Source organism: Mycetocola zhadangensis (assembly GCF_003668565.1).
Taxonomy (GTDB): domain Bacteria; phylum Actinomycetota; class Actinomycetes; order Actinomycetales; family Microbacteriaceae; genus Mycetocola_A; species Mycetocola_A zhadangensis.
The window spans coordinates 1071777-1087390 of sequence record NZ_RCWJ01000001.1; the positions used below are offsets into that span (position 1 = coordinate 1071777).

A 15614-nucleotide genomic window follows, 5' to 3' on the forward strand; every position below is an offset into this window, starting at 1 on the left:
GTGGTGCCGATTGACCGAATGATCGGCTTGCCGGGAACTTGTGGTGATCACGCGGAGGCCCAGCGACGTAGACTAGAGGGCTGACCCCCACTTTTTGCGCTCTTTGGCGCGCCTTGCTTGAAACGGACTTTGCTTTGCTCACTGTGCACGATCTCGAAATTCGCGTCGGGGCACGAGTCCTCATGGAGGGCGTCAACTTTCGAGTAGCTGCCGGAGACAAGATCGGTCTGGTTGGCCGAAACGGCGCGGGAAAGACCACTCTGACCAAAGTTCTCGCTGGCGAGTTGCTGCCGTCGAACGGCAGCGTGGATCGCTCTGGCGAACTGGGCTACCTGCCGCAGGATCCACGAAGCGGAGACCCGGACGAACTGGCCCGCACCCGAATCCTCAACGCTCGCGGTCTCGGATCCATTGTTCTCGAGATGCAGGACGCCACTCTCGGAATGGCTTCAACCGATGCTGCCGTGAGCGCTGCCGCCATGAAGAAGTACGGCAACCTGGAAGAGCGATTCCAGATGCTCGGCGGATACTCGGCTGAGGCTGAAGCGGCATCGATTGCCAGCAACCTCAACCTGCCAGACCGCATCCTCGACCAACCGCTCCGCACACTCTCCGGCGGTCAGCGCCGACGGATCGAACTGGCACGAATCCTGTTCTCTGATGCGCGGACGATGATCCTCGACGAGCCGACAAACCACCTCGACGCCGACTCCGTGGTCTGGCTCCGTGAGTTCCTCAAGTCATACACCGGCGGCTTCATCGTCATCACCCACGATGTCGAGCTCGTCGGTGAGACCGTCAACAAGGTGTTCTACCTCGACGGCAACCGCCAGGTCATCGATGTCTACAACATGAACTGGAAGAACTACCAGCGCCAGCGGGCATCGGACGAGGAGCGTCGCAAGAAAGAACGTGTCAACGTCGAGAAGAAGGCTTCGACGCTGCAGCTTCAGGCTGCCCGCTTCGGGGCGAAGGCCTCGAAGGCTGCCGCGGCGCACCAGATGGTGGCGCGTGCGGAGAAGATGCTGTCCGGGCTTGAAGAGGTTCGGTCGGTCGAGCGAGTGGCGAAGCTGCGCTTCCCCGACCCCGCTCCGTGCGGACGGACACCGCTCATGGCGTCGAACCTGTCCAGGAGCTACGGATCGCTGGAAATTTTCACCGCGGTTGACCTGGCTATCGACCGTGGTTCAAAGGTCGTCGTCCTCGGCCTCAACGGTGCAGGTAAGACCACGCTGCTGCGTATCCTCGCCGGAGTCGACAAACCGGACACCGGTCAGGTCGAACCTGGCCACGGTCTCCGGATCGGGTACTTCGCCCAGGAACACGAGACCCTTGACGTCAAGCGCAGCGTGCTTGAAAACATGGTGTCGAGTTCGCCGAACATCACGGAAACCGAAGCGCGCAAGGTTCTCGGTTCGTTCCTCTTCACCGGCGACGATTCGCACAAGCCGGCCGGAGTGCTCTCCGGTGGAGAGAAAACGAGACTTGCGCTGGCCATGATCGTCGTCTCTGGCGCCAACGTGTTGCTGCTCGATGAGCCAACGAACAACCTCGACCCAGCGAGCCGCGCCGAAATCCTCGATGCACTTGCCCACTTCACGGGCGCCGTCGTTCTGGTCAGCCACGATGAAGGTGCCGTGCAGGCGCTCAACCCCGAACGGGTCCTGATCCTGCCCGACGGTGTCGAGGACCACTGGAACAAGGACTACCTCGAGCTCATCGAGCTCGCGTAGCGCGCCTCTGGCCGACACTCGACGGTATCGGCCAGACCGCGCATTACCGTTCTAACGAACCGACTCTGATTCGGGCGCACCGTCAAGAAGTTCGTCCTCGACGTCCGAGTCCGAACGCTTCGCCGCGCGTTTCCGCTCGCGTTCCGCTGCCCGCTTCTGTTCGGCCGGGTGGTCTGCATTGAGATGACGGTATTCCTCGCGCACGGCGTACGCCAGGAACGCGAACCCAAGCAGCCCGAAGATGAACCACTGAAATGCATAGGACAGGTGCATGCCCTCGTCGAACACCGGCTTCAGCGCTGGAAGCGGTGGTGTTTCTGTCGGCGGGGGAGTTTCGGATTCAAGCAGACCGTACGCCCCTGTGTAGACGGGAACATCGAGTCGTTGCTGCAGATCGCTGAGGTTCACCGTGGCGATCTGACCCTCCGCTGCTCCTCGCCCTGGCAAAGGCGGTTCGCCCGCTTTCAGGCGCGCCACGACCGTCACTTCGCCTGTCGGCGGGGCAGGAATGGTGTCGGGGAGATCCTGTTCGTTTCCGGTCGGGAGCCAGCCGCGGTCGACGATAAAGACGCTGCCATCGGCGAGCTGAAGTGGCGTGAGGAGCTCGAAACCGGGTTGGCCGCTCCGTGGGCGGTTCCGAACCAGTAGTTCCTCGTCTTCCAGGTAGGTTCCCGTCACCGTGACAGGAACCCACTTGTCCAAGTCCTCGAATGCGTCGAGAGTGGGGAGCACGTCTGTCAGCGGCGCGGGAGACCGGTCGTAGTTGCCCTCGACGAGCGCGATTTCTGCGGCCTTCTCGTCCTTGCGTGACAGCTGCCAGTTGGCAAGGAGTACGCACACAATCGCGAATGCGACGGCGACGGCCAAATAGCCAAACCACCGGCGGCTCATCACGAATCGCCAATTTCTCACGGTGCATCCTCCGGGCTCAGCTGAACGACGTTCACCGGGAAGTCCCGCGATGAGAGGAAATTCTCGAGATATTCCCGATGTTCGGCGCACGCGAGCCACACTTTCACCCGATCAGCCGAGTGAATCTTGGGGTTACGCCATTCGATGCGAAAATCGGCAGTGACTGAGCATCCCGCACGTGAACAAGCCAGACGTTCCGGCTCTGAAGACAGACCGATCATGCGCTCCGCTTGTTCTCGTCGGAGTCGGGCCATGGGGCCGAACCGTTGCTCACATCAGGCTCGGCGGCATGTGAGTCTGGCATACGTGGCTGCTCGCGCAGCGGAACCAGCGCACCTGGGCTGATGACTTCAGCTGCGGGCGCGGTCGTTCCAACGTTGGCGAGCACCACTGCGACGTATGGCAAAATGATGGCCCCAGCGACACACAGTGCTTGCCACCAGCCGTGGACGAACAGCATCAGAACGAGACAAACCACACGAACGCTCATGGCGATCGTGTACTTGATCATCCGCGCCCGTCGCTCCGCTTCGGGCGACGGTGGGAGTGAGGTGATGGATGGCTGTTTCATCACCCCCAAGACTACGCTCCTTTCTCAGCCCATAAGCTGGTTCACAGTGTGAGTGAAAGCAGACTCACACCTCCGATAACGCACCCTCCGGAAGGTCATTTCTTGGTTCAGACATCTGTCACCCCCCGCACGGTCCTCATCACGGGCGGCAACCGCGGAATCGGTTTCGCCATCGCTGAAGAGTTCATCGCCCAGGGTCACCGTGTGGCCGTGACGGCACGGTCAGGCGAGGGCCCAGCGGGCAGCCTCACGGTACGCGCCGACGTGACCGACGCCGATTCGATCGACGCCGCTTTCACGGAGATCGAGCGTGAGCTCGGCCCGGTCGAAGTTGTCGTTGCCAACGCGGGCATCACCAAAGACACGCTTTTGATGCGCATGACCGAGGATGACTTTGACAGTGTCGTGAACACCAACCTCGGCGGAGCGTTCCGCGTAGTCAAGCGTGCGTCGAAAGGGATGCTCAAGGCGCGGTTCGGCCGCGTCGTCCTGATCTCGAGCGTCGTCGGGCTGTACGGGGGACCAGGCCAGGTGAACTACTCAGCATCAAAGGCCGGCCTCGTTGGAATGGCGCGGTCGATCACCCGGGAGCTCGGTGCTCGAGGCATCACGGCCAACGTTGTTGCTCCTGGCTTCATCGAGACCGACATGACGGCGGAGCTGCCTGACGCGACACAGGCTGAATACAAAAAGAGCATTCCGGCGGGCCGATTCGCCACGCCAGCCGAGGTGGCGAAAGCGGTCGCGTGGCTGGCCGGAGACGACGCCGGTTACATCTCCGGTGCCGTCATTCCCGTCGATGGCGGCCTCGGCATGGGACACTAACCCCGAAGCAGGACTACAGCGCACCGAGCGACTGCCGCAATGTCATGCGCGGTAGCCGCTCGGTGCGCTGAACTGTACCCGCAGCAAGGCCCAACCGGCGTGCGTGCACGCTTTCAACGACTGGTGTGTCAGCCGCGGAGCCCGAGAAGCGGCAGCACGTCGCTGAGGTTGACGCGGCCGGCCGTGACGTTCGCGCGCTTGCGTACAGCGGGCTTCGCATTGAACGCGACGCTGAGGCCAGCAACCTCCATCATGAGCAAGTCGTTTGCTCCGTCACCGACGGCGACCGTTTGCCTGAGGGGGATACCGTCCGCTGCGGCCCAGTCTGCAAGGGTGTCTGCTTTCGCGCGAGCGTCAATGATGGGTCCGAGAACCTTACCTGTGAGGCGACCGTCGACCACCTCGAGGCGGTTGGCCCGCCAGTGATCGAGCCCGAGCGTCTCGCCGAGCGGATCAAGTAACTCGTGAAAACCGCCAGACACAACGCCGACAAGCGATCCGGCGTCGTGCAGACCCGCAATAAGTTCGGGGACGCCAGGCGTGATACGAATGCGAGACCGCACGGCGCCAAACACCGATTCGCTGAGACCAGCGAGCGTTGCAACACGTTCGCGAAGGCTGGCGGCGAAATCGAGTTCACCTCGCATGGCTCGCTCGGTCACCCGAGCGACGTGGTCAAGGGAGCCTGCCTCTTCCGCGAGCAGCTCAATTGCTTCATTCTCGATGAGTGTTGAATCGGCGTCGAGCACGACAAGGAAACGTGCCGGGGCTGGTGCGCCCGGCGTCGGAGAAACACTCATGGAGTGACGCGCACTCCCTTGCCGACGACGGTCAGTCCGGATTCGGTCACGGTGAACCCCCTGGCCCGATCACGAGCATGATCGACCCCTATGGTGGCTCCCGCCTCAACGACGACGTCCTTATCGAGGATTGCCCGCTGCACGATGGCGTCCGGTTGAACTTCGACCCGGTCGAACAGCACACTGTCGACCACGCGTGCGCCGGATTCGATCTTTGACCATGAGCCGAGCACACTGCGTTCGATGTGTGCCCCTGAGATGAGCGATCCAAGCGAGACGATCGAGTCGATGGTGGTGCCCAGGTTGCCCTTGGCATCCCTCACGAACTTCGCCGGGGGTGAGTTCAGCTGCTGGCTGAAGATTGGCCACGCGCTGTTGTACAGGTTGAAGATCGGGAGCGTGGAGATGAGGTCCTGGTGCGCCTCGAAGAATGAGTCGATGGTTCCGACGTCGCGCCAGTAGTACCGGTCGCGGTCGGTGGAACCTGGGACGTCATTGTTCTTGAGGTCGTACACGCCGGCGTCGCCTGCCTCGACGAAGGCGGGGATGATGTCGCCACCCATGTCGTGGTTGGAATCGGTGCGCTCCCCGTCGCGAATGACCGCCTCGATGAGGGCATCCGTCGAAAACACGTAGTTACCCATCGACGCGAGCACCTCGTGCGGGGCATCGGCGAGGCCGTCGGCGTTGATGGGTTTCTCGAGGAACTCGGAAATTTTCGTCGGGTCGTTCGCGTCGAGCTGGATGACACCGAACTGGTCGCTGAGTTCGATCGGCTGGCGAATGGCCGCAACCGTTGCACCGCGACCGGAATCAATGTGCGCCTGAACCATCTCGCGGAAGTCCATCCGGTAGACGTGGTCGGCTCCGACAACCACAACGATGTCTGGCTTCTCATCCCGGATGAGGTTGAGGCTCTGCAGGATCGCGTCGGCTGATCCGGAGAACCATCGCTTGCCCAGTCGCTGCTGCGCTGGCACCGAGGCCACATACGAGTTCAGCAGGCCTGACAGGCGCCATGTCTGGGAGACATGCCTGTCGAGACTGTGTGACTTGTACTGCGTGAGGACCACGATCTGGGTGAGTCCGGAGTTGATGAGGTTTGACAGGGCAAAATCGATGAGCCTGTACTGACCTGCGAACGGGACTGCGGGCTTTGCCCTGTCGGCGGTCAGGGGCATCAAACGCTTGCCCTCACCTCCGGCGAGGACGATCCCGAAGATCTTCTTTGATGCGACCATGCATCCAGACTATTGCAGGCCTCAGGGGTGTACTAGCGTTCGTGTCATGCGAGTTGATCTTCTGACCCGGGAATTTCCCCCGGAGGTATATGGCGGAGCCGGAGTGCACGCGGCCGAACTGGTGACGGCCATGCGGTCGGACATCGATGTCACTGTGCGGTGTTTCGGCGCCGAAAGGACCGAACCCGACACCGTCGCCTACGGCATCCCAACCGAGCTGTCCGGCGCGAACCCCGCACTGACCACCCTCGGCACCGATCTGCTGATGGCGCAGGATGCCGGGGGCGCCGACCTTGTGCACTCACACACCTGGTACGCGAATGGCGCTGGCCATCTTGCGAAGCTGCTGCATGGCATCCCGCATATCGTCACTGCGCACAGTCTTGAACCACTCCGCCCGTGGAAAGCCGAACAGCTCGGCGGCGGCTATCGTGTCTCCAGCTGGATCGAGAAGACGGCATTTGAAGCAGCGGATGCTGTCGTGGCCGTCAGCAACGGAATGCGGCGTGACATCCTGCGAAGCTATCCGGCACTGGATGAGTCCCGCGTGCACACGATTTACAACGGCATTGACCTCACCCAGTGGAAGCCGCTCTCGAACGATGAGCTTGTGCGTTCGCTCGGTATCGACCCGGACCGCCCCAGTGTGGTCTTCGTCGGGCGCATCACCCGCCAGAAGGGCCTGCCGTATCTGCTCCGCGCTGCTGCGCTGTTGCCAGCCGATGTGCAACTCGTGCTCTGCGCCGGTGCGCCTGACACCCCGGAAATTCTCGCCGAGGTCGAGGCGGGTGTTCGTGAACTGCAGAAGCAGCGGTCAGGCGTTGTCTGGATCGACCGGCTGCTGCCGCGTAACGAACTGTGCGCGATCCTGACTGCGGCGACAACCTTCGTATGTCCGTCCGTGTATGAACCGCTCGGCATCGTCAACCTTGAAGCCATGGCGTGTGGCGCAGCCGTTGTCGGTACCGCGACCGGGGGAATCCCTGAGGTTGTGGACGATGGCGTCACCGGGCGACTCGTTCCCATCGAGCAGGTGACCGACGGAACGGGCACGCCTGTCGACCCGGAGCGCTTCGTTGCCGACCTTGCAGCGACACTCACTGAGGTTGTATCGGACCCCGCACGCGCGCGTCAGATGGGTGAGGCCGGGCGCAAGCGGGCTGAATCCGAGTTCAGCTGGGCACAGATCGGTCGCCAGACCGTCGACCTCTACCGCTCGGTGCTCGCCGGCAACTGACCCACCCTCCCGACAGAGGCGAAATGGACGAGGGTGAGGCTCTCGGACGGATAGGCTTGAACCATGTCGAGCGTTTTGCAGTTGAGTGACGTATCGGTCGTACGCAATGGTCGTGCGATCGTGGATTCCGTGTCATGGTCGGTCGAGGCCGACCAGCGTTGGGTCGTTCTCGGCCCCAACGGAGCAGGAAAGACAACGGTGCTGCAACTGGCGTCGACAATGATGTATCCGAGCAGCGGCACCGTCGACATCCTCGACTCCGCCCTCGGTAAGGTCGACGTTTTTGAGCTTCGTCCGCGCATCGGCATTGCGTCGACAGCGATGGCTCGCCGTGTGCCAGCCGATGAGTCAGTCCTCAACGTTGTGATGACCGCGGCGTACTCGGTCACCGGCAGGTGGAACGAGGAGTACGAGGACATCGACGTCAAGCGCGCAAAGCGCGTCCTGACTGAGTGGCACCTTGAAGGCCTGGCCGACCGCAAGTTCGGCACACTGAGCGACGGCGAGCAGAAGCGCGTCCAGATCGCCCGTGCCGTGATGACCGACCCAGAGCTTCTGCTTCTCGACGAACCCGCCGCGAGCCTAGACCTCGGCTCACGTGAAGAGCTCGTCACACTGCTCGGCGGATACGCGCAGTCCGAAGGTTCACCCGCCATCGTCATGGTCACCCACCACGTCGAGGAGATCCCGGTCGGGTTCACTCACGCCTTGCTCCTGAAAGACGGCGGTATCGTCGCGAGCGGCCCGCTGACAGAGGCTCTGACGTCAGAGAGCCTCACCGCGACGTTCGGACTGTCGATCGAACTCAGTGAAAACAACGGCCGATTCTCGGCCCGTGCCCAGTAACGCTGTCTATCTGATAAAGTAGGTAGCTGGCCCGAGGGGCCATAAGCTTTCTTGCCGCACTCCGGGTTGTTCAACTCGGATGAAGCGCGAGACTGAAACAATCCACACGACTCACAAGGAAGTCCTCATGAAGACTGACATCCACCCCGACTACCAGGCTGTAGTTTTCCGCGACCTCGCTTCGGGCGCAACGTTCCTCACCCGTTCGACGGTGACGAGCTCGAAGACCATGGAGTGGGAAGACGGAACCACCTACCCGGTCATCGACGTTGAAATCTCCTCCGAGTCACACCCGTTCTACACGGGCAAGCAGCGCATCATGGACTCGGCCGGTCGTGTCGAGAAGTTCAACCAGCGCTTCAAGGGCTTCGGCGCCTAGATCAGCAGCTTTCGAAAAGAAGACCCGCAACGCAAGTTGCGGGTCTTTTTTTCATGCCGGCCTGGCGCCACCTGGCGCCACCGACATTGCAATCACCGACATTGCAAGCTCTGACATTGCACTCAGCGAACTGGCCATCCTGACGACGCGACGTAGGTCGCATCCTTGGTGCGGCGAATGTAGTCCTGGAAGCTGTCTGACTGCTCCTGGCACCAGCCGGTCTGCAGCGTGTGCAGCTCGAGGGCATCGATGTCGAGGGCTCGTTCGTGGACCCGGGCAAGGGCTTGAGCTACTCTCCCAGCTGCGATGGCATCTGCACCGGCGTCGTGGGCATCGGTGAGTTCGACACCGTAGAACGCCGCGGCCGCTTCGAGGGTGCGCTTGCCCTTGCGGTATTTGTCGAGCGCCTTGTCGATGACGAGGGGGTCGATCACCGGCATCGGACTGCTCAACGGCGGGATGCCATGGCGCAGCGCTTCGTTGAAGAGCAGAGACAAGTCATATGGCGCGTTGTAGATGACGACGGGGGTTCCCTCATCGAAGATCTCGCGGAGGGTGTCAACGATCTCGGCGACCACAATCCTCGCTGAACGGCCAACCGATCGAGCGTATTCAGTGGTGATGCCATGAACGGCTGTTGCCTCGGCGGGGATCTCGATGCCGGGGTCTGCGATCCAGTCACGACGCCGAAGCACGGTGCCGTCTTGATCGAGAACCCCCACGTTTGCGGAGACAATGCGGCTGGTTGTCACGTCGATTCCCGTGGTCTCCAAATCGAAGACGGCGAGTGATTCTGACCAGTGCTTTACCGCTGTTGTTTCCACGGTTGTCACTCTAAGCGCGACAACCGACACCCCCACTCAGCCGTGCCGGTGTTGCGAAAACGGTGAGTCTGTTGGCCGTGCAACATGAAGCCAGTAGAAACTCTGGGTTCCGATCGTGAGTGTCACCGTGCCGTTCTCGTCGAACGGCGGAAATTCACCGCCGCCGAAGAGATCGAACAGACGACAGCCCGCGAGGTCCGGAGCGGTGATCGTCGTGGCGATCGGGTGATGGGAGAAGCTGAACACACAGAGGATGTCTTCTTTCTGGTCGCCTGTTCTTCCCGACCCCTGATAGCTGCGGACGATGCTCAGCACCGATTCGTGGCTGGCTTCGAGCACGTCGATTCCACCAAGGCCGAACGCCGGATGTCCCCGTCGAACGTGAATAACGTTGCGCACCCAGTGCAGCAGCGATCGGGACTGGGCGAGCTGTGACTCGACGTTGACGAGCGTGTAGTTGAAGACAAGTGACTGCACGACGGGCAGGAACAACTTTCCTGGGTCTGCTGACGAGAAGCCAGCGTTACGGTCGGGTGTCCATTGCATCGGCGTGCGGGACGAATCCCGGTCAGCGAGCCAGATGTTGTCGCCCATTCCGATCTCGTCGCCGTAGTAGATGAAAGGGCTGCCGGGGAGCGAGAACAGAAGTGCGTGGGCGAGTTCGAGTTCGGCGCGTGAGTTGTCCAGGAGGGGAGCGAGCCGACGCCGGATGCCAATATTGGCACGCATTCGCGGGTCGTAGGCGTACCAGCCGTACATCGCCTGACGATAGTCCTCACTCACCATTTCGAGGGTGAGCTCGTCGTGGTTTCGAAGGAAAACTCCCCACCCGGCCCACTCCGGAACATCCTGTGTCTCAGAAAGCACTCGAGCGAGTTCCTCAGCCTGTTGCGAACGTAGGGAGTAGAAGATGCGTGGCATCACAGGGAAGTCGAACGCCATATGGCATTCGGGCTCCTCATCGGTACCGAAGTATTCGGCAACTTCGCGTGGCCACTGGTTGGCTTCGGCGATGAGCACCCGTCCTGGGTACTCCAGATCGACCATGGCGCGAAGCTTCTTCACAAAATCGTGGGTTTTGGGCTCACCTTCGCCGTTTCCCTCATCCGATTCGTAAAGATAAGGAATGGCATCGAGACGGATGCCATCGACTCCGATATCAAGCCAGTAGCGAACGGTCTCAAACATGGCATCGTGCACTGCGGGGTTCTCGAAGTTGAGGTCAGGCTGGTGCGAAAAGAACCGGTGGAAGAAGAACTGTCGGCGGACCGGGTCGAACGCCCAATTCGAATCCTCGGTGTCGGTGAAGATGATGCGGACGTCAGGCCATTTCTCGTCTGTGTCGCTCCAGACATAGAAGTCGCCGTATGGACCGTCGGGGTTTTCCCGTGACTCATGAAACCAGCGGTGCTGGTCTGAGGTGTGGTTGAGCGGCAGGTCGATGATGATGCGCATGTTGCGTTCGTGGGCTCTGGTGACGAGGTCCCTGAACTCGTCCAGCGTGCCGAACTCCGGCAGGATGGTGCGGTAGTCGGACACGTCATACCCGCCGTCCCGCAACGGCGACGAGTAGAACGGGGGAAGCCAGAGTGCGTCGATTCCGAGCCACTGCAGGTAGTCGAGTCGAGTGACGAGACCCTGCAGGTCGCCAGCGCCGTCGCCGTTACTGTCGACGTACGAGCGAACCATGACCTCGTAGAAGATGGCCCTGCGGTACCAGAGCGGGTCGCGCGCGAGGCCGGGAAGTTGGATCGGTGCGGTGAACGTCACTGGATTCCAATCACGTCTCTGTGAGGAAGATCAGGTGCTCGGTGAGTACTTGGAGCAAGTCTAGGTGCGGGTCTCAGGCTGGACGGGATGTCAAAGCCTAAACTGGAAACAAATGACACCCACTTCGCCCTATTCCACTCTTCTCGGTCGCATCCCGGTGACAAAGCACTCGGTTCTGATCGGCGCTAGCCTCACCACGTACTGGGAGTACGGAACGCCGTCGAATGGTCCGACAATCGTGATGGTGCATGGATTTCGAGGCGACCACCACGGACTTGAGCCGGTTGTCGCCCACCTGCCCGGGTTTCACATGATCAGCCCTGACCTGCCCGGCTTTGGCGAGTCCGAACCGCTTCGGCTCAGCCGCCACGACATTGACGGGTATGCCGGGTGGCTTCAGCGGTTTGTTGATGCGCTTCACCTCGATGAAGTTCCCGTTTTGCTTGGCCACTCGTTCGGGTCCATCGTGGTCTCTGCAGCCCTGGCGCGCACAGACCTTTCCACAAATCAGCTTGTCCTGGTGAATCCGATCGCGGCTCCCGCGCTCTCAGGGCCACGTGGCATCCTCACTCGACTTGCTGTTTTCTACTATCAGATGGGCGCAATTCTTCCTGAGCGGCTGGGGTTTGCGTTGCTCAAAAATCGGATCATCGTGCGAGTGATGAGTATCACGATGGCCAAGACCAAATCGAGGTCGCTGCGTCGGTGGATTCATAGCGAGCATGACAGGTACTTCAGTGCGTTCAGCGATCGTGACGTTGTGCTTGAAGCGTTCAAGGCATCCGTTTCACATGACGTCAGTGAGTTTGCGCGGTCGATTGATGTGCAGACGCTGCTGATCGCGGCCGACCGTGACGACATCACACCGGTGAGTGCGCAGCACACGCTTGTTGATCTGTTTCCGGATGCCACGCTCAAGGTTCTTCCGGACGTCGGGCACCTCATTCACTATGAATTGCCGGCTCGAGCGGCGTCGCTCATTGAGAAATTCCTTGTGCCGGGGGAGAACGGTGCCGCAGACGCGGTTGATGCTGCTGATGTGCATGACGCCGATCGCATTTTTGAATCAGGAACGTCAGCGGATCGCGGTGCGGATGCAGCGGATGCGGATGCGGATGCGGATGCGGATGCGGGCGTGATGAGGAGCTCGGATTCTGACGAGGTGTCCCGGTGAAGCTCGTTGTTGATTGTCGGTGGGTGACCGATGATCCCGATGACCACCTGAGTCGGATGAGTCGTGGGCTCATTCACGCGCTGGCTGAGCGTCGACAGTTCGTCATGCTCGTTGGCCCAGGAACGCGGTTGGAGGCTTTACCGGACCTGCCGTGGGAGCTGTTGCCGAGTCCACTGAGTCCGAACGAAGTTCTAACCGGACGCCGGCTCAATTCGATCGGGGCTGACGTGATGTTTTCGCCTGCGCCGACCTGGGGAGGATTCGGTCGTCGCTACGGCCTTGTCATTGCTGGCGGTGTCCCTGAAGCGCGGGCGGATGCGCCGTGGTCGATGCGAACACGGCTTCTGCTGTGGCGTTTTCCGCTCACTCGCAGCTTAATGACGCGTCGAGCCGATGTGATTGTCGGCGTTTCCCGTGCGCAGCAGCGGAGTTTACTTACCGGCAGCGCGACCGGGCAGCCCGTTGTGACTTTGCATGCCGAGGACACGGCAAGTGACGATGCGTCTGCGTGGCGTTCGTCGGCTGAGCAGCTCGAACAGGTCCTTATCGACCTCGACAACACGCGGCGGAGCGCTTCGAAGAACTGAGGGCGCACTTGTTTGGGCGCTTGGTCCTCATCGAACTTGTGTTCAGCTTCGCTTGTCCACAGGTCGACTTAGATTCGAAGCTATGTCGGTGGTGTGGTGTTGACTTGAGCTATGGAGAACGACAGGGAAGTCGGGCCTTCCGGCGACGAGAACCACGATCCACCCGGGGCTGACATCGTCCGCCCGGGCGCTGCGATTGATGGCCGTGGAGATGCGTCTGCGAAGCCACTGAACGCACATCCACTTGCGCCGGCGCCCGCAACTGTCGATGCATCTTCACCCACGCCTACATCAGCCGACGACGCCGCCGTTACCGCCGATGACGATGCCGATGCTGCTGACGTTGCTGCTTCCCATGCCGATGCCGATGCCGACGCCACCACCCCTGTCGAAGCTGCGACCCCTGCCGGCGCCGCTACCCTTACCGACGCCGCTTCGGGTGGAGATTCGGCTTTGGTTGCCGATGTTGCTGCCGCTTCCGCTATCAATGCCGCTTCCGCTATCAATGCCGCTGCCGCTACTGCTGCCGACGCCGCTGCCGCTGCCGATGCTGCTGACGCGGCTGACGCGGCTGACGCTGCTGCTCGTGCTTATGCTGTTGGCGTTGCTTATCCTGATCCTGATCGCGGTATCGAGCTCTATCCCAGGGTCAATCTTGATCCTGATTTCGGTGGTGATTTCGGTGTTGATTTCGTTCCCGACCCCGCACTCCGTGCAGACGATGATGCTCAGGTTGATCCGTTCCCGGAAGCGATCGATCTTCCACCGGCGCCAGGCATGGGAGATCCGCGTTGGGACTGTGTGCCTTTCGAGGATTCCGAGTCGGACGGGTGCGAGCTCGACGATTGCGGGCCCGACCCTTTCGATCCCGACACTCCCGACTGTGAGCCTGGCCCGGATTGGGAGGCCGATGTTCCGCCGGATCCGAACCCTGACGACGTCGGTGAGGATTGGGCTGTTGAACCACCCCCGTCGCCTCCGGCGCCGCCGACGGAGTATGCCCGGGTCGCGGATGTCTGCAGCACCCTGATCGACGCGGTCGCTGAGGTCGAGAAGCTCGAGGCGAAACAGGCGGCGTGGAAGGTCGAGTTCATTGACCGGGCGAGAATCCTCGCGATCACGAACGAGGAAGGCGTCACCCCGACCGAGCACCCCCGCACCACCTCGCAGCGTCAGGATTTGGCGTTGCGGTCCTTCGTCTCCGAACTGGCCTGCACCTTACGGGTGTCGGAACGCACCGCGACCGGGCTGATCGAGGACAGCGCCGCCCTGATGCACCGACTACCACTCACCCTGCACGCTCTCCGGGGAGGGGAGATCAGTTACCGGCATGCCCAGCAACTTGTCGATCAAAGCTCGACCCTGTCCGACGCCGCTGCCGCCGAACTGGAAGAGACAGCGTTACCGTTCGCGAAAACGATGACCGTGGCACGATTTCGGCAGAAAACCCGGATGCTGCGGGAACGGTTACACCCGGACTCCGCCGTCGACCGGTGCATCAAATCCGTGCGCGACCGCCGGGTGGAAATTCTGCCGGCGGCGGACGGGATGGCATGGATCAGCCTGTTCACCACCGCACCCCTGGCCGAAGCGTTGTTCTCCACCATCCGAGCACAGTCCATGCGGTTACAGTCACCGGTCGACCCGCGCACCCTGTCCCAACTGGATGCTGATGTGGTCGTCGGGGCGATGTTCGAATCTTTCACCGGAGAGTTCTCCACCCCCGACCCGACCGGCACCAGAATCTTCGGCACCGGACTCGGCACCCACCGCTACACCACCGAACCCCCACACGACACCAACACAGACCTCGACACCCGGACCAGCACCACAACCGCGCCGCGTACGGGTTCTGCCGTGGCGCCCGGTGTGTACCGAATCTCCTGCACCGGTCCCGGCGCGGATCCAGTCGGCGCCTTCCGGAAGATCGTGCCGACCGTGATGGTCACCGTTCCGGTACTCACCCTGCTCGGCAGAAGTGATGAGCCCGGCAATCTCGACGGGTACGGTCCGATCGACCCGGAAACCGCCCGCGACCTGGCCTCCCAGGCACCGGAGTTCAGCCGAATCCTGACCCATCCCGAAAACGGGGTCGCACTGTCGTTAGGGCAAACGAAGTACAAACCATCGAACGCGATGAAACGGTTCCTCCGCTACCGCGACGGGTACTGCCGATTCCCCGGCTGCACCCGCAAAGCCGTCACCTGCGATATCGACCACACCGACCCGTTCAGCACCGGCGGCGGCACCGACTTCGACAACCTCGCCAGCCTCTGCCCGAAGCACCACAAAATGAAACACGAAACAGACTGGCAAGTCCAACAACTCGGTGACGGGGTGCTGAAATGGACCTCACCGCAAGGCCGCACCTACCTCACCCACCCAGAGAACCCGGTCCGAGGGCCCGTCCCACCCGACCACGCACGCCCAACGGAGGCGACAGGTAACACGGACCCGACGGGTGCAACAGGCGCAACGGATGCAGCAGGTGCTTCTGACGCAACGGGCGTGAACAGCACGACAAGTAAACCGCTGTCCCAAGCCGCCGAAGACGAAGCCCGACGCCAAAACATCTACAAACAATTCGTCGAGCGGCTGAAAAGGAAGAAGAGCGACAGTCACAGCACCGGCGACGACGACAGCGGCAAGAGCACAGTCGAGTCGAGAGACCCAAACACACCACCATTCTGACCCGCCGTTACGCCTGGAGTGAAC

13 protein-coding genes and 1 pseudogene are annotated in these 15614 nt (G+C 61.6%); 8 read left to right on the forward strand and 6 right to left on the reverse strand.

All coding sequences use genetic code 11. The features are described from left to right. The first annotated feature begins 134 nt into the window (after positions 1-134). Positions 135-1733 carry an ABC-F family ATP-binding cassette domain-containing protein gene (locus tag D9V28_RS05160; protein ID WP_121658581.1) on the forward strand — a complete coding sequence of 533 codons (1599 nt, stop codon included), beginning with the start codon at positions 135-137 and terminating at the stop codon, positions 1731-1733. Positions 1734-1784: 51 nt separating this feature from the next. Here D9V28_RS05160 and D9V28_RS05165 read toward each other — a convergent pair whose 3' ends face one another. Both D9V28_RS05165 and D9V28_RS05175 read right to left on the reverse strand, forming a co-directional pair. Beyond that, positions 1785-2645, reverse strand: coding sequence for an SURF1 family cytochrome oxidase biogenesis protein (locus D9V28_RS05165; RefSeq protein WP_121658582.1), 861 nt, complete (start codon positions 2643-2645; stop codon positions 1785-1787). Positions 2646-2862: 217 nt separating this feature from the next. Continuing rightward, positions 2863-3216, reverse strand: coding sequence for a DUF3099 domain-containing protein (locus D9V28_RS05175; protein WP_121658584.1), 354 nt, complete (start codon positions 3214-3216; stop codon positions 2863-2865). A gap of 102 nt (positions 3217-3318) precedes the next feature. Here D9V28_RS05175 and fabG point away from each other — a divergent pair, with 102 nt between their 5' ends. Then, entirely contained in the window at positions 3319-4041 is a 723-nt protein-coding gene (gene fabG, locus D9V28_RS05180; protein WP_121658585.1) for a 3-oxoacyl-ACP reductase FabG, read from the forward strand. A 128-nt stretch (positions 4042-4169) separates the two neighbouring features. On the opposite strand, the gene serB is transcribed toward fabG, so the two are convergent. Together serB and D9V28_RS05190 are read right to left on the reverse strand one after the other, a co-directional pair. After that, positions 4170-4841, reverse strand: a complete 672-nt coding sequence (gene serB / locus D9V28_RS05185; protein ID WP_121658586.1) for a phosphoserine phosphatase SerB — start codon at positions 4839-4841, stop codon at positions 4170-4172. Further along, positions 4838-6082 carry a glucose-1-phosphate adenylyltransferase gene (locus D9V28_RS05190; protein WP_121658587.1) on the reverse strand — a complete coding sequence of 415 codons (1245 nt, stop codon included), beginning with the start codon at positions 6080-6082 and terminating at the stop codon, positions 4838-4840. The genes serB and D9V28_RS05190 overlap by 4 nt, the downstream gene beginning before the upstream one ends. Positions 6083-6128: 46 nt before the next feature. Between D9V28_RS05190 and glgA the strand changes: the two genes are divergently transcribed. The 3 genes from glgA (at position 6129) to D9V28_RS05205 (ending at position 8544) form a co-directional block, all read left to right on the forward strand. After that, a complete protein-coding gene (glgA, locus tag D9V28_RS05195; protein ID WP_121658588.1) occupies positions 6129-7319 on the forward strand; it encodes a glycogen synthase in 1191 nt (396 codons plus the stop codon). Positions 7320-7382: 63 nt separating this feature from the next. Further along, complete coding sequence (locus D9V28_RS05200) at positions 7383-8165, forward strand: ABC transporter ATP-binding protein (protein WP_121658589.1); 783 nt, start codon at positions 7383-7385, stop codon at positions 8163-8165. A gap of 127 nt (positions 8166-8292) precedes the next feature. Then, entirely contained in the window at positions 8293-8544 is a 252-nt protein-coding gene (locus D9V28_RS05205) for a type B 50S ribosomal protein L31 (RefSeq protein ID WP_121658590.1), read from the forward strand. A 122-nt stretch (positions 8545-8666) separates the two neighbouring features. Here D9V28_RS05205 and D9V28_RS05210 read toward each other — a convergent pair whose 3' ends face one another. Together D9V28_RS05210 and treS are read right to left on the reverse strand one after the other, a co-directional pair. After that, the gene (locus D9V28_RS05210; RefSeq protein ID WP_229727727.1) at positions 8667-9368 is read right to left on the reverse strand and encodes an exonuclease domain-containing protein; all 702 of its coding nucleotides are present in this window, start codon (positions 9366-9368) and stop codon (positions 8667-8669) included. Positions 9369-9404: 36 nt separating this feature from the next. Next, entirely contained in the window at positions 9405-11138 is a 1734-nt protein-coding gene (gene treS, locus D9V28_RS05215; RefSeq protein WP_121658592.1) for a maltose alpha-D-glucosyltransferase, read from the reverse strand. Between the two features lie 112 nt (positions 11139-11250). Between treS and D9V28_RS05220 the strand changes: the two are divergent. The 3 genes and pseudogenes from D9V28_RS05220 to D9V28_RS05230 form a co-directional block, all read left to right on the forward strand. After that, positions 11251-12150 (forward strand): annotated as a pseudogene (locus D9V28_RS05220) (alpha/beta fold hydrolase); the annotation flags it as partial. Between the two features lie 185 nt (positions 12151-12335). Then, positions 12336-12899: a hypothetical protein gene (locus tag D9V28_RS05225; protein ID WP_147440916.1), complete on the forward strand. Its 564-nt coding sequence runs from the start codon at positions 12336-12338 to the stop codon at positions 12897-12899. Positions 12900-13010: 111 nt separating this feature from the next. Next, the gene (locus D9V28_RS05230) at positions 13011-15590 is read left to right on the forward strand and encodes an HNH endonuclease signature motif containing protein (protein ID WP_121658595.1); all 2580 of its coding nucleotides are present in this window, start codon (positions 13011-13013) and stop codon (positions 15588-15590) included. The last annotated feature ends 24 nt before the right edge of the window (positions 15591-15614 follow it).

What these genes read in the sequence shown, in the direction of transcription:
- D9V28_RS05175 (WP_121658584.1), bottom strand. Translation starts at nt 3,216, where the DNA reads ATGAAACAGCCATCCATCACCTCACTCCCACCGTCGCCCGAAGCGGAG.
- serB (WP_121658586.1), bottom strand. Translation starts at nt 4,841, where the DNA reads ATGAGTGTTTCTCCGACGCCGGGCGCACCAGCCCCGGCACGTTTCCTT.
- D9V28_RS05190 (WP_121658587.1), bottom strand. Translation starts at nt 6,082, where the DNA reads ATGGTCGCATCAAAGAAGATCTTCGGGATCGTCCTCGCCGGAGGTGAG.
- glgA (WP_121658588.1), top strand. Translation starts at nt 6,129, where the DNA reads ATGCGAGTTGATCTTCTGACCCGGGAATTTCCCCCGGAGGTATATGGC.
- D9V28_RS05200 (WP_121658589.1), top strand. Translation starts at nt 7,383, where the DNA reads ATGTCGAGCGTTTTGCAGTTGAGTGACGTATCGGTCGTACGCAATGGT.
- D9V28_RS05205 (WP_121658590.1), top strand. Translation starts at nt 8,293, where the DNA reads ATGAAGACTGACATCCACCCCGACTACCAGGCTGTAGTTTTCCGCGAC.
- D9V28_RS05230 (WP_121658595.1), top strand. Translation starts at nt 13,011, where the DNA reads ATGGAGAACGACAGGGAAGTCGGGCCTTCCGGCGACGAGAACCACGAT.